Source organism: Bacillus sp. OTU530 (genome assembly GCF_038440375.1).
Map to the genome: position 1 here is coordinate 58,664 of NZ_JASATP010000027.1, position 15,141 is coordinate 73,804.

12 protein-coding genes and 1 pseudogene are annotated in these 15,141 nt (G+C 38.9%); 2 read left to right on the forward strand and 11 right to left on the reverse strand.

Features of this window, described 5'->3' with window-relative positions:
* Positions 1-21: 21 nt before the first annotated feature.
* The gene (locus AAHB12_RS19080) at positions 22-855 is read right to left on the reverse strand and encodes an FAD binding domain-containing protein (protein WP_342046510.1); all 834 of its coding nucleotides are present in this window, start codon (positions 853-855) and stop codon (positions 22-24) included.
* Positions 842-3,172: a xanthine dehydrogenase family protein molybdopterin-binding subunit gene (locus tag AAHB12_RS19085; protein ID WP_129726387.1), complete on the reverse strand. Its 2,331-nt coding sequence runs from the start codon at positions 3,170-3,172 to the stop codon at positions 842-844. The genes AAHB12_RS19080 and AAHB12_RS19085 overlap by 14 nt, the downstream gene beginning before the upstream one ends.
* A gap of 438 nt (positions 3,173-3,610) precedes the next feature.
* On the opposite strand from AAHB12_RS19085, the pseudogene AAHB12_RS31890 reads away from it, so the two are divergent.
* Positions 3,611-3,763 (forward strand): annotated as a pseudogene (locus AAHB12_RS31890) (sunset domain-containing protein); the annotation flags it as partial.
* A 423-nt stretch (positions 3,764-4,186) separates the two neighbouring features.
* On the opposite strand, the gene AAHB12_RS19090 reads toward AAHB12_RS31890, so the two are convergent.
* The 5 genes from AAHB12_RS19090 to AAHB12_RS19110 all read right to left on the reverse strand — a co-directional run bounded on the left by AAHB12_RS19090 (position 4,187) and on the right by AAHB12_RS19110 (position 10,098).
* Complete coding sequence (locus AAHB12_RS19090) at positions 4,187-4,435, reverse strand: hypothetical protein (RefSeq protein ID WP_342046511.1); 249 nt, start codon at positions 4,433-4,435, stop codon at positions 4,187-4,189.
* 301 nt (positions 4,436-4,736) lie between these two features.
* A complete protein-coding gene (locus tag AAHB12_RS19095) occupies positions 4,737-5,729 on the reverse strand; it encodes a LacI family DNA-binding transcriptional regulator (protein WP_342046513.1) in 993 nt (330 codons plus the stop codon).
* A 114-nt stretch (positions 5,730-5,843) separates the two neighbouring features.
* A complete protein-coding gene (locus AAHB12_RS19100; protein ID WP_342046514.1) occupies positions 5,844-6,797 on the reverse strand; it encodes a sugar ABC transporter substrate-binding protein in 954 nt (317 codons plus the stop codon).
* Between the two features lie 171 nt (positions 6,798-6,968).
* Positions 6,969-8,414: a PTS transporter subunit EIIC gene (locus tag AAHB12_RS19105; RefSeq protein WP_342046515.1), complete on the reverse strand. Its 1,446-nt coding sequence runs from the start codon at positions 8,412-8,414 to the stop codon at positions 6,969-6,971.
* The gene (locus AAHB12_RS19110; protein WP_342046517.1) at positions 8,407-10,098 is read right to left on the reverse strand and encodes a glycoside hydrolase family 13 protein; all 1,692 of its coding nucleotides are present in this window, start codon (positions 10,096-10,098) and stop codon (positions 8,407-8,409) included. Before AAHB12_RS19110 ends, AAHB12_RS19105 begins: the two co-directional genes overlap by 8 nt.
* A 67-nt stretch (positions 10,099-10,165) precedes the next feature.
* Here AAHB12_RS19110 and AAHB12_RS19115 point away from each other — a divergent pair, with 67 nt between their 5' ends.
* Positions 10,166-10,510 (forward strand): hypothetical protein, encoded by a 345-nt coding sequence (locus tag AAHB12_RS19115; RefSeq protein ID WP_342046519.1) that lies wholly within the window; start codon positions 10,166-10,168, stop codon positions 10,508-10,510.
* A gap of 384 nt (positions 10,511-10,894) precedes the next feature.
* On the opposite strand, the gene cyoD is transcribed toward AAHB12_RS19115, so the two are convergent.
* Genes cyoD through qoxA form a run of 4 tightly spaced genes read right to left on the reverse strand, consistent with a single transcriptional unit; the run spans position 10,895 to position 14,732 of the window.
* Positions 10,895-11,200: a cytochrome o ubiquinol oxidase subunit IV gene (gene cyoD / locus AAHB12_RS19120; protein WP_342046520.1), complete on the reverse strand. Its 306-nt coding sequence runs from the start codon at positions 11,198-11,200 to the stop codon at positions 10,895-10,897.
* 1 nt (position 11,201) lies between these two features.
* Positions 11,202-11,804, reverse strand: coding sequence for a cytochrome o ubiquinol oxidase subunit III (gene cyoC / locus AAHB12_RS19125; protein ID WP_342046521.1), 603 nt, complete (start codon positions 11,802-11,804; stop codon positions 11,202-11,204).
* A complete protein-coding gene (gene qoxB / locus AAHB12_RS19130) occupies positions 11,804-13,774 on the reverse strand; it encodes a cytochrome aa3 quinol oxidase subunit I (protein WP_342046522.1) in 1,971 nt (656 codons plus the stop codon). The genes cyoC and qoxB overlap by 1 nt, the downstream gene beginning before the upstream one ends.
* A gap of 28 nt (positions 13,775-13,802) precedes the next feature.
* Positions 13,803-14,732, reverse strand: a complete 930-nt coding sequence (gene qoxA / locus AAHB12_RS19135) for a cytochrome aa3 quinol oxidase subunit II (RefSeq protein WP_446715587.1) — start codon at positions 14,730-14,732, stop codon at positions 13,803-13,805.
* Positions 14,733-15,141: the final 409 nt, after the last annotated feature.

Here is a 15,141-nt window from a genome sequence, read left to right on the forward strand (position 1 = left end):
TCCCTTCATCTTCCTCCCTACTCATGCCTTATCTAATGATTCTAAAACATCCAACAATAAATTTCGCAATACAAATAAGCGATAGTTTGCTGAACCTTCGACATCATCTAAAATCCGTTCTGGTAATGAAGCTAGTGCGCGTTCAATTCTTTCGGATTCTGGCAATTCTTTATTGTTTAAAGCTGCTTCTACCCCCTGTGATCGAAAAGGAAAAGGACAGAGTCCACTTAAAGCTACCCTGATCTCATTATCGATTTTTAAAGCTGCGATTGTTATTAATGGATAACCAGTATCCCACTGTTGGCGTCTTTTGAAGGTAAAAAACGGTGCCTCAGTAAATCGTTTTTCTGTTGCTATTTGTACAAGAAACTCGCCCGATGAAAGCTGCAGCCGTTCCCGAAATATCTCATTAATAGGGGTCACCCTAGTTCCTTCCGGTCCAACCGTGACTACTTGGCTGTCAGAGAGCAAAAAAGGTAAAACGGCTTCACGGTAAAAAATTTGCGCACATATATTCCCGCCAAGCGTAATTTTCACCCGAGCAGTATGATCAGCAATTTCACTTGCCGTTTTAGATAATAAAGGGAATAGATTCTCCTCGCTAAGTTCAGTAAGAGTGACTGAGCTTCCCAGCACGAGATATTCTCCGCTAAATTGCATGGCTTTGCTTTCAGCAATTTCTTTTACATCAATAACCGCTTCCGTATAGACTAAGTTAATTCTGCCAAGCGTAATTAATTCCGTTCCACCTGATATAAACATAGGCTTCTTGCCTTGCTGGCTTAGGTACTGATATAAATTAACAGCCTCCTGAAGGGAAGATGGTTTATAATAATCAAAATCAAACGGAAGCATTCTTTGCTGCCTCCTTTGCTTTCCAAATCAATTCTGGAATTAATGGCAAATTATAAAGCGAAACACCAGCAGCCACGGACAACGCATTCCCAAGGGCCCCAGGCATTCCCATTAATCCTAGCTCTCCTATTCCACGGGCTCCATATGGCGCATCAATCTGCGGGTTTTCTACAAAACCAACCAAGTAATGAGGATTCTCTCCATAGCGGAGCGGGCGATACGTCCGAAGCTGCGGATTCAAAACTCTCCCAAGCTCATCAAAATAAAATGTTTCTCTCCCAGCGAACGCTAACCCCATACTCATTGCACCCATCACTTGACCTAATGCCGCTTTTTCATTCATTACCCGGCCAGCATCCACCACCGTCGCAGCATTTATGAGTCGATACGTATAATCCCGACGGTCAAATTCTATCTCTACTCCATATGCTGCAACGGACCATTCCGGACCTGGTTTCCCAGCTCCCGTTTCCGGATCTAAATGTGTTATATGGCGTAATATATAATTTCCTCTACCAATGATTTGACCACCAATCGCATTACCATTTGGATACTTATAACCGTAGCCAATATCTTTAAAATGTAATCCGATCACTGGATCATCCCTTAAAAACACCCGGCTATTTGCCACTTCAAAATCTTCTTTTGGCGCTCTTAATACACATGAAGCTATTTCTTTCAATTGATTAATTACATCTTCTGCGGCATTTAAGGTAGCCCTGCCTGCCATAAATGTTCCCCTGCTGGCAACGGTTTTCCAATGCTCTGGCATTGTCTGGGTATCAACTTCCATTCGAACATGAATGTTATCGACATCCATTTTAAGTCTCTCAGCGAGAATTTGAGCCAGCACAGTCTTCGTTCCCGTTCCAATTTCAATAAGTCCTGACATTAAATTGATACTTCCATCCCGATTAAATGTTAAAATAGCACCTGAGGGAGCGTTAGCATCAATCGTTGACGTTTTCCAGCTGCAGCTCACACCTTTTACTCTAATAAAACGCTCATTTACCTCTTTGATTGGACCTTCTTCCCATCGGATTAACTCTCTTACTTTCTCAATGCATTGTGGTAAGTTTCCTAAATTACTTTTATTTAAGGGAACCCTTGTCGGTGTCGTGTTTCCTGGACGGATAGCATTTATATAACGGAGTTCAAGCGGATCCATCTGCAGCTTTTGTGAAAGTAAGTCCATTGTTCTTTCAATGACAAAGGAAAGCTCGGAATGGGCAAAGCCCCTAAATGGGGATGCATATGGATGATTGGTGTACATACAATACGAATCACCCCAGACATTCTCAACATTGTAAGGACCTGTGCAATCCACTGCCCCTGATCTCGTTACATCAATAGCTTTATCGGAATAAGCACCGCCGTCCCACAGATAAAGGATTTCCATAGCTTGAATTTTCCCGCTGCGATCGGCCCCAATTTTAACTGTTGCGTCCAAACCAATATGACTTGGGGAGGTAATGATATCCTCTTCACGGTCATTCCAGACCTTTACAGGCCGACCGCCGACAGCCTTCGATGCTAAGTAGGCAAGTACTTCAAGCTGAACAGCTGCCTTTCCGCCGTAGGCTCCTCCTACAAACGGTGTGTGAACAACGATTTTCCCCATATCCTCACCAAAGTAATCAGCTATAAGTGTTTTGACCATAAAAGGGGCCTGGGAGGAGGTCATTATATTGATTGTTCCATCGGGTAAAATCTCACAAGTCGAACATCTTGTTTCCATTGCTGCATGGTCAGAAGGAGCAAAGGAATAACTTGCTTCTACCGTTACTTCACTATCAGCCCAGCCTTGTTCCATGTTACCCTTGCGAATTTTAATATGAGTTGCAATGTTTGTTCCCGGAACCGGGTGTGAATCCTCCTCCTTTTTGTATTCGCCTAACTTTTCATGAACAAGGGGAGCATTTTCTTGAAATGCCTGTGTCGGTGAATTTACTACTGGCAATAATTCATAGTCGACCTTAACCTGATTGGCTGCTGCCCTGGCCTGGTCTGGAGTTTCTGCAATAACCAGTGCAACTACTTCCCCGTGATAACGGACTTTATCTACGGCAATTGGCGGACGGTCACGAATTGCCTCACCTGTGAGCGGAAAATGTTCTCCAGCGACAATCGCCCTAACTCCCGGCATTTTTAGCGCTTCTGTCGTGTCTATTGCAGTGATTCTAGCATGCCCGTATGGACTAATGACCTTTTTACAAGAAAGCATCCCAATGGATTGGTAATCATTCGTGTATTTCGCCCGGCCCTTCACTTTATCCCACGCCTCTTTACGAATGACGCTTTTCCCGATTACCTCCAATTCATTTCCTCCTAACCTTCGTTAGTCACGAAGCGTTTCAATGTAATGATTCCAAATTCTATCCTCATGAAAAAATGGAGCAAACTCTCCTTTTCATCGATTCCTCTTATCTCCATATTCTTGTACTCTAAAAACAGTAATGTTAATCAAACTTACAGAATGTTTAACAGCACCAAATATCAAGTAATTGACCTCCCCGCTACCTGTCACATTACAAAAACACCGTTTTGCAAGAGCATTAAACGCAAAGGTTCCTACATTATTTATATTAGTGGGAAAACCATTCTTAGAATCTGCAATTTTTTCTTGCCAATTCAAATTCATTTTATTGGCTGAAACCCATCTCCCAAATAAACATTTTCATACCCTTGAATATCAAATAATACATTTTAGTTGTTATATAAAACTATTTATCTGCTTGCAACTCAAACACCAAAACAGAATTGTAATATTAAAGGTAACATCTCTTCAAACGGGGAGAAAATTTATCACATGCCAGGACAGGCATTCTATGACAAAACGGATGCCGAAGAAATGTTCTGTACAGAATCAGAAGCTCAATCTGCCGGATATAGAAAATCAAAGCGTTAAAAATAGATAAATCCACCCCGAAATGCCGGTGGTTTTCTTTCTACAATAAAAAGAGGAGCATCTTTGCCCCTCTGGATTAGTATAAAATGGTGTTTTGATCAAAAAACTATCCATTATATTTTTGTGTTTATCGTCATATTTGATATATTTGTACTAATAAGAATGGAGATAGTATCATGGATCCAATTATTACATCAGCCCTAACAGCATTTGCAACGACAGTAGCAACAGGTAGTAGTAAAGCACCATTGCAAACCCTCGATGATTTATGGTATCTATATAAGTTGAACTAAATATTTTCTCACAATCCCATTGCAGCACAAATTCATACAGAATACAATACCTTATAAAGGCAATTTGAATGATGATTTAGTCACTGAATAAGAAGGTGCAAGAATTAAATTCAACTTATATAGACTCCCACTAATACGGGAGTCTTTTTGCTTTTTTCAAGCGCTCATCCAGAATTAACATTAAATCGTCAATGTGATTCCTATAAGAGTTCCATTCTTCTGAGAACAGCCTATTTAATGACAGACAATCAATACAAGATTGCAAACGAGTTAATAAATCATCATGCGAAAGCTGTCTAATATCATCAATTGGCATTTCCTTCACTTGAGACAGCGCTTCTTTTTCTTCTTTAGCTTTTGCAAAGTCTAATACCTTCATTGAATCATTTTCCCTCTTCCATTTTAACCAAATTTCCGCCAAATCGTACATGAACTACGAGCGACAGTTATATTTTGTTCTAACGTGTTTCTCCTTATGTTAGCAGGCATAGACACACATTATAATATATACAAGATATAAAAGAAACCTCCATCACTCAAATTTTGAGTAAATGAAGGTGCTTTATGCCCAACATATCCTTAATTTTTTACCAACATACTATCATTTTTTACATGACAAAACGTTGGATACTTATAGTAAAAATTCCTCCCCAGGAATTACAACATAATCCTATAAAAAGTTATGTGGATTCTCGAACAACTAATTCTATTGACATCTCATACGTTTCAATCTTCATTTCAGGATTATGAAGCATCTCAATAATCACTTCCACTGATTTTTCCCCCATTTGGTCCACAGGCTGACGAATCGTTGTTAGTCTGGGATCCAACATTTCTGCAAGAGGTTGGTCATCGAAGCCAATAATTGCGATATCGTCGGGAACTCTTAAGCCGTGCCCTTTTGCTTCAATCATCATCCCGCCAGCAATTTCATCACTTCCAGTAAAAACGGCAGTAGGACGATCGTCCATCTCTAGAATTTGCTTCATTACTTGTTTCCCATCCTCAATAGTGTGCTGATTCACAAAAATCCACTTTGGATTTATTACAATCCCTGCTTCTTTTAATGCTTTTTGATAACCATAATTGCGATCTTTATCTTTCCCCTGCTCGTCAAACAGTCCTCCTGTGCAGTAAGCAATTTTTTGATGCCCTTTTTCAATTAAATGCTTCACACCTATATATGTCCCTTTGTATTGATCTAAACGAATGATTGGAACATCTGCGTGATTCACATACTCGTTGCATAGCACAATAGGACCGTAATCGGTAAACGGCTGAATGATGTTCCAATCATTTTCAATGGCCGTCATAATAATTCCATCTACTTGCTTCGTTTTCAATAAATTTAAAAATGCAAGTTCTTTTTCTTTATCTTCATTGCTTTGGCAAATCAGCACTTGATATCCTTTATGATAGGCAGTCTGCTCAATCGAGTTCACCAAATATGAAAAGAAGGGATTCACAATCCTCGGTACAATAACCCCGAGTGTAGTTGTCAATTGTCCTCTTAGTCTTCTTGCGGAAGGATTTGGTGTATAGCCAAGCTCCTCCATTGCTTTTAGCACTTGCTCTTTTTTCTCTTTCGAAACATATGGATGATTATTTATTACACGTGAAACAGTTGTTTTTGATAATCCTGATAATTTTGCTACATCTGATATTGTAGACACTTTTCCATCACTCCACTGCCAAGGTAAATATGAAAACAGTTTCATACCTATTTTACTGTAGAGAAGAGATAATTTGCAATGCGTATTATTTCTAATCAAAAGCAGCTGTAAATATCATTTCAACAATTTCTTCAGGAAGTCTAGCTTCTGCTCCGCATTATCTTTGGTGATAAGATCGATACCTGTATCAACAGTTTTTCTAACATTTTCTCCCTGTATCACTTTCCATGCAGTTTCAACACTTATATACCCCATATCATAAGGATTCTGTGCCACTGTATCAGGCACAACTCCCTCTTCTATTGATTCAAGCATTTTAACGATCCCATCTACCCCCATGACAGGGATACTATTCCCGTGTTTCCGAATGACCTCTAAAGCACTTAATGCCATAATATCAGTAGTAGCAAATACACCTTTCACATCGGGATACTGCTGCAAAATCGTTGTCATTGCTGCCCTAACCGGCAAAGACTCATTTGGTAATTCTGTTTTTTCGACTGCAATTTTGATTCCTGCAGCCTCGAAGCTCAATATTGCTCCTTTTATTCTTTCGCTTATAACTGAACTAGTTAAGTCTCCAGCAATAAGAGCTACTTTATCTCCAGGCTGCAGCCCTGAAGCCAGTAATTCCCCTGCTTTTTGGCCTAGCTCAAAATTATCAGTACCAATATAAGTAGTTTTATTTTCTAAAGGAATATCCGTATCTATTAATAATACAGGAATTTTACTTTGGGCAGCTTTTTTCAAGCTAGACATAACAAGAGGTGATTCAAAGGGGGAAACAACTAATGCATCGGGATGTTCTGCAAGAATACTTTTTAACATGAAGCCCTGTGCATCTGCTTCTGATCCATAACGGGGCGCGATAACTTTACCATCTATATCAAAATCTCGAAAACCTTTTTCCGCTCCAGCTTTCACAATTTCCCAATATTGTGTATCTGCATCCTTTAACACCACAACTACTTTAGGTCTATCATCTGTTCTAAGAAACTTGACTACATATCCTGTTATAGAAATAAGAAGGACCGAGATAATCAATCGGATGATCCATTTCTTTTTCACGATGTATCTCCTACCTGGAAAGAATAACACCAGGATTTTGCGTTTTTATTTTATAACATTAAAGGCAAACAGCCCACTAGTTGAAGTCCCCTCCAAAAATAATTTCAAACACTAAAAACGAGTCACTAGCAACTCGTTTTTAGCGAATAGATTCATTCCATTTTGCAGCTATTAACTTGCATTGCTTAGTTTCTGGCTTCGATCTTCTACCATAACTTCTTTTGGAACTGCAAATAAGTAGGTAATGATCAATGCGGCAGTAAAAACCAGAGCGGAAACCACAATATAAACGATCAGCTGATTCCATTCATAAATGTACATTAAAGGAGAAAGAAGCACAGCCAAACCATATGAATTAGCTTTAATATTTAGGATGGATAAGATTGCGCCCCCAACAGCCGAGCAGCCAATCATAACATATAGCGGTTTCATGCTATACCTCATAACAACTCCAAACAAAGCCGGTTCACTAACACCCAGCAATTGCGTAAGGGTTGCACTCAATCCGGCCACTTTTACCGTGCTTTTTTTCGCTTTTAGCGTAATCCCCAAACAAGTGCCAGCATTCGCAAATCCGTACATCGCACAAAGTGTAATTAGAGGGTTAAACCCCGTATTCGCAAGCAATGTTGTTTCGACAGCAATAAATAAATGATGCATTCCAGTCATAACCGCAAGCGGATACAAAAACCCAATCAATAGTCCCCCAATCCCAAAAGGAGCATGAATAAGCTGTGTAATAACCGTTACCAAGCCCATCTCCACAAAATGCAATAAAGGCCCTAAAATAAGTAAACCAGTAACCATCATAGTCAATAAAACAAAGAACGGAGTAAAGATTAAATCTAGGGCATTCGGCATGACAGCCCGCAGCTTTTTCTCCAGTTTTGCCCCAAGAATCCCTATCACAAGAGCTGTTAACACTTTACCCTGATAACCAACAACCGGAATGAAACCGAAAGCCATAATGGGCTTTACTCCGCTATTGATATCTGCTACCGCATACGCGTTAGGAAGGGCGGGAGAAACAAGCATTAACCCTAGTACAAAACCAATGATAGGCATACCGCCAAAATTCCTAAATGCAGACCAACAAATTAAGGCTGGTAAAAAGGCAAAAGCTGTGTCTGTCAGAACTGATAGGAGTGTTCGCAGATAATCTGGAACATCATTAACGCTCATGCCCATTGAGCCTAAGATGGCATCACTGAATAACACCCCCTTTAACCCAAGGAATAAACCCGTTGCTCCAATGATCGGAATAATCGGAATAAAGATATCAGCTAACGTTCGTACAGCCTTTCTGATTCCCTTGTCTTTGCTATTAGATGAAGCTTCCTTCTTCTGTCGCTCATCCTCTTGATGGGGTTGATTCCCTCTTAAGGCAGAGTAAACTTTGTTGACCGTACCGGTACCGAGAATAACCTGATATTGACCAGCATTAAAAAATACGCCTTTGACCTCATCAATTCTTTCAATTGCTTCATCATCAATCTTTTCACGATCTTTCACAGAAAAACGTAATCGCGTTGCACAATGAACATACGATTCAATATTATCCTCACCAATAACATTTACAATTTCTTTTCCTATACGTTCGTATTTATTTTTACTCATGATGGCTCTCTTCCTTCTTTAGGAGTACTAATGCTTGATATGGTTGTAAAGAATGTTCTTTTCCATATAATGTTGCTTCTTCTTTGTAGTTGTTTAGTAAAACATCATATTTGTTATCCGCTAACTCTACTTTTTGAATCTTGGCTGAAAAGTTGAAATAACAAACAACTTCTTCCGTCTCTAACTTGCGTTTATACGCTACAATCGTTGGATGTTCTTCTAAAATTGGCTCAATCTCTCCATAAATTAAGCATTCACTTGCCTGTCTAACTCCAATGATTTTTTTATAAAAATTCAGGATAGAATCCGGATCCTGCTCTTGTTGCTCTACATTAATCGTTTTGTAATTTTCATTCATCCCTAGCCAAGGCTTCACTTTCGAGAAACCGCCATATTCCTCGGCATTCCAATGAAATGGCGTTCTTGAATTATCACGGCTTCGCAAGTTCATAAAGTGCAATGCCTCTTCTGCAGTAAATCCTTCATCCATGGCCCGATAGTACTGATCAATGCTTGAAATATCATCAAATTCCTTAATACTGTTACGCTTAAAATTCGTCATTCCAATTTCTTGACCTTGGTAGATAAAAGGTGTTCCTCGAAGATAGAAAAACATTGCCCCTAGCATTGTCGCAGAATAGAAGTTTCGCTCTCCTTCCTCTTTTATATACTTGCTTATGGAACGATTCTGATCATGATTCTCTAAAAAGTTTGCTCCCCAGCCTGTCTTTTGGATTTCCTTTTGACTAGTAAAGATTAATTTCTTTAAATCTAGTACATTCCAATCAATTCTCTTAAACCATTCACTGCCCGAAGCTACATCAAGGTCCGCATATCTAAAATCAAAAATCATTGAAAAGTAGCCATTGTCCCCAATATAATCACCATATTGCTCATAAGGTACACCAGGAGCTTCTCCAATGGTGACACAATCATATTTGGCAAAGGTTTCATCATTTAATTCATGAAGGAATTCTGCAATACCCGGTTGATTACGAGTCTTCTTTGTGCATTTTCCAAGACCATCTACTCCGTCAGCCGGAATATTATCATAATTTTGGTCTTTTTTAATAAACGTGATTGCGTCCACCCTAAAGCCGGCAATTCCTTTGTCTAGCCAATAATTAACCATTTTATATAAATCTTCTCGAACCTTTTTGTTTTCCCAATTGAGGTCTGGTTGCTTTTTGTGAAAAGAGTGAAAGTAATATTCACCCGTATTCTTCAAAGGCTCCCATACGTTGCCCCCAAAAACAGAGCGCCAATTCGTAGGGGGTTGACCATCTTTACCAGATTTCAAGATATAGTAATCTCTATATTTACTATCGTATGGATTCTCTAATACATCTTGGAACCATGAATGTTCATCTGATGTGTGATTTATTACTAGATCAAGGACAATTTTAATTCCTTTTTCTTTTGCTTTCACAATTAACTCGTCCAGATCTTTCATATCTCCGAACTCTGGATTCAATTGATAATAGTCTGAGATGTCATATCCGTTATCAGCCATAGGAGATTTATAAATGGGACAAATCCACACCATCGTAATCCCCAAAGACTGTAAGTAATCTAATTTTTTTGTAATCCCTTTTATATCGCCTATTCCATCATTATTGGAATCATAAAAACTTTTAGGGTAAATTTGATAAATAACTTCTTTTTGCCACCACTTCTTCTTCATATCGTTCCCTCCAATAGCGTATTCATATGACGGTAGTATGTTAGATGACTAAGGAGCTTAGCTACATATGAAATCGGTTCCTCAAAAACACAAAAAATATATGCTTAGTTTTTGTGCTCCATTTTTAAAAAGAGAAACCAAACGCTCGATTCATTTCATATATTTGCACCGTAAAACATCTAAAGTTTCTCAGGAACCGGTTCCAAAACGAAGTAAAATAAATTTAGATAAGATCAATCATTCCATTAAAGAATATGGTATCGGTTCCTGTACTGTATTATACTTTCCTCTTTTGTTCCCTGTCAACGCTTTCTCTCTTAAAATTTTAAATAGAGAGGTGCGATTCACCCTTTTAATTAAGAAAGGCTGCCTTTTACACAGGTCCCGGCAACAGTACGAACCTAAAATCTAAAACAGACATCTATTTTCACTCAATAAGAACTTTTCCTTTTCACTTTGTTCTTCTGCCAACAAGAAGGTATCGGTTTCAATCGTATAGCCACCCAATACAATACATCAGCCATTACTTTATATCCTTGTTGATTTTCAGATGTTATCAAACGCTATAATGCTCAATACTACATGCTTCACAGCTACCTGTTATCAACAAATATCGATTATGGTAAGTTCCTCAGATTATCAACTTGTCGGTTATAACGAGATTTTTTTGCGGTTCCTACAGTTCTCCCCCATCCTTGCCCCTTCCATTGAGAAGAATGAAGAACAGGGATAGCGCACCTGCACTATCCCCATTTCTAGCTTAAATCAATATATTAACCTAGCTTCACCAGTACGATTACTGCACTTGTGAATTAAACGACATAATCCAAATAGAGCCTGCTACAATGGTAAAAACCACAATACCTCCCAGGATTAAAGCCATTTTATTATAGCCAGGCTTTTCACCATCTCTCACATGCATGAAGAAAAAGAGTTGAACCAAAAGCTGAAGAACTGCTATCGCTAAGATCGAAAAGATTAGAACTCCTTTACTCAGTATATGATTTACTACAAGCACCAAAGGAATAATTGTTAATACGATGGAGATAATAAACCCAAGCACATAGTTTTTTTCTGAGCTATGGTTGTTGTGCTGAGACATATTACATCACCCCCATTAAATAGACAACAGTAAATAGGAAAATCCATACAGCATCAAGAAAATGCCAATATAATCCTACAATAAACACTTTTTGTTTTGTAACAGCATTAATTCCGTGCTTGCGAATTTGGATCATAATCGCAAGCATCCAAATAATACCGAATGAAACGTGAAGACCATGTGTACCTACTAACGTAAAGAATGAGGAAAGGAAAGCATTTGTAGAAATGCTCGCTCCTTCCGCAATCATTTTGGCAAATTCATTGATTTCTAATCCCACAAAGAACAGACCAAGAAGCACGGTAATAATAAGCCAACCCATAAACGGCTTCATTTTCTCTTTATTGATCGCTAATAATGCTAATCCACTTGTAAAGCTGCTTGTTAAGAGAATAAATGTTTCTATTGTAAATCCAGGCACTTCAAACAGCTCGTGTCCTGTTAAATGACCGTCGGTATGAGTATACAACACTGCATAGGTTGCAAATAAAGCACCAAACAAAATACAGTCTGTTACAAGAAAAATCCAAAATCCTAACGTTGTCATCTCACGTTCATGATGACCATGATTGTGATGTTCCGTATGAGAAACTGTGTGTGCCATTACATTGCCCTCCCTAATGAGGCTTCAGTTCGTTTCACTTCATCAATCGGGATGTAGTAATCCTTGTCATATTGGAAAGAGCGTGCTAATAAACAAATTCCGACACCTATTAATCCGGTTACTCCCATCCAAGTCCAGTTAAAAGTTAAACCGAATCCGGCAATAAACCAGCAAATTGACATAATAAATGGAATACTGGAATTTTTCGGCATATGAATCGGTTCTATAGCACGGGTTTCCTTCTTTGCCCCCATTTTTTCCATTTCTTCTTTCATTGCCCACCAGGCATCAGCCTCGTTTACATGTGGAACAACAGCGAAATTGTAGAGCGGAGCCGGAGATGGAATCGACCATTCTAATGTGCGGCCATCCCAAGGATCTCCTGTTACATCGCGTTCCTCATGTTTGATGCTATAAATGATTTGCCAGCCTTGGAAAAGGAAGCCAATCCCCATGAAGAATGCACCGATTGTTGAAACAAGATTAAGAGGCGCCCAGCCCATGTCCCATCCATATGTGTACACACGGCGAGTCATTCCCATGAAGCCTAATGCGTATTGCGGCATAAAGCATACATAGAAGCCGATATTCCATAACCAGAAAGCCCATTTTCCCAATCGATCATTAAGCTTAAATCCAAACATTTTTGGCCACCAATAATATAATCCAGCTAAGTAGCCAAAGACAACACCACCGATTAATACCTGATGGAAGTGAGCGATTAAGAAATAGCTGTTATGATATTGATAGTCTGCTGGTGCAACTGCAAGCATAACACCCGTTGCTCCGCCAACAAGGAAACACGGAACGAAAGCCACTGTCCATAACATAGGCTGCGTCATTCGGATACGTCCGCGGAACAGTGTAAATAGCCAGTTGAATACTTTTACCCCTGTTGGAATCCCGATAGCCATTGTTGTAATCGCGAAGAATGCATTTACATCCGCGCCTGCCCCCATTGTAAAGAAGTGATGCACCCATGTGAAATAGGAAAAAACACTAATAAGCATCATGGAAAATACCATAGATTTATATCCGAAAATTTTCTTTTTCGCAAAAGTACTTACGATTTCAGAGTAAATACCGAATGCCGGGAGTACTACGATATATACTTCTGGGTGTCCCCACATCCAAATCAAGTTAACATACATCATTGGATTTCCGCCGCCTGTAGCTGTAAAAAAGTGAGATCCAAAGAAACGGTCAACAAATAATAAGGCAAGGGAAACAGTTAACACTGGAAAAGCAATGATAATTGTAATACAGCTAGAAAGCACAGACCATGTGAACAACGGCATTTTCATTAATTTCATGCCTGGAGCACGCATTTTCAAGATTGTTACGATAAAGTTAATTCCCGTTGCCAAGCTTCCGATACCGGAAATTTGGATACCCCAAATATAGAAGTTCTGTCCAGGTCCTGGACTTCCAGACAGTTCAGACAATGGCGGATAGCTAAGCCATCCTGCATCAGGAGATCCTCCTATTATAAAGGATAGATTAAAAAGCATTGCACCAGAGAAAAAGAACCAAAAGCTGACAGCGTTCAAATATGGATATGCTACATCTCGCGCCCCAATTTGCAACGGCACAACAATATTAAATAAACCAAACATAAAAGGCATAGCCATAAATAAAATCATAATTGTTCCATGTGTTGTGAAAATCTCATTGTAATGCTGTGATTCTAAAAATTGAACATTTGGGAAAGCTAATTGCAGACGCATTAATAAAGCATCTACCCCTCCTCTAAAAAGCATAAGGAGCGATGATAATATATACATAATTCCAATCTTTTTATGGTCAACCGTTGTCAGCCATTCGCGCCATAGCCATCCCCATCTTTTAAAATACGTAAGAACAAATAGAATGCTAAGCGTAACGAGAACAATGGCAACATCCGCTCCATAAATCATTGGATCTCCGGTTACAAAAAATTCAGAAGCAAAATCCTTCAATTTATCTAACATCTATTTTTCCTCCTCCCGTCCGCTTTGTTTATTTATCATGCATACTATGCATATCGGTCATATTAGTCATATCAGTTTGATTCATATGTTGTTTCATATATTCCCCACCATTTTTATCAACTATTTCATTGAATAGATTTGTTGGATACGATGAGAATTCTGTTTTATCAGCCAGTCCTTTTTCTGCTAATTTGTTATAGCCATCCTTTGTTAAGACTGGTGCTGTTTGTTTAACTTTATTCGCCCATGCGTTAAACTCTGACTGCGATTTAGCTACTACTTGAAATTGCATATGGGCAAACCCTTCACCAGTAAAGTTAGCACCTGATCCAAAATATGTTCCCGGTTTGTCAGCTTGCAGCCATAGTTTCATAGCCATCCCCGGCATTGTGTATGCCTGTCCGCCTAACTGTGGCACCCAAAACGAGTTCATAGGGGCATCAGCCGTTAATACGAAATGAACAGGTACTCCGGCAGGAATTTCGGCATAGTTAATAGTTGCAATATTCTGATCAGGATATTGGAATAGCCATTTCCAATCTAGGGAAGTAACTTGAATTGTAATCGGTTTAACATCGCTTGCAGGTGGTTTTTGTAACGCATAGGTTGTCTTCGCTGTATAAAAACCAAGAATGCCAATAATAACAATTGGTATACCCCACCATACAATTTCAAGTATTTTGCTGTCATCCCAATTTGGTGTATATGGAGCTTTGTTACCAGGCTTGTCTCTATAGCGGTACACGATATAGATAAAGATTGCTAAAACAGGTATGATGATTACGGCACAAAGAATCGTAGATAACATGATTAAATCATACTCCTGTTGCGCAACCGGGCCCTGCGGATTGAGGACAATATAGTGTTCATCACACCCGGATAATAATACGGCAGATATTACCGCCAATAGGGAAAGCCTAAAAAAATGAAAGAGCTTTCGGTTTTTCACTTGGTGCATCTCCTTTCAAAACACAGTTCTCAGTTTTGATATTTTTGTATGATTCCTCCTAGCAAGGTAATCATAGTGCTTAGAGGTTTAATTGGTCTGTGATGTATGTCACACTAAAATAGAGTTCATAAATTCTCTGTATTTTTGACATAAACCCTCCATTATTTTTTCACATTCTGGCCAAATCTCCCTATTGCCGAGCTCTTTATCAACCATTTCTTAATCTCAAGGTAATTTTGATACAAGTATTTTTATTAAGAGGCGTATCTTAAGGGGCGACCGAAGCTGTATCTTCATATATACGACACAGGTTTATATTAATTATTATTCTTAATATAAAAATAATATGATTATTAATAGTTATAAAGAAAACTCGCTGATTGGCGAGCCCTGCTCTTGGGCGAAGACAGAGGCGTAG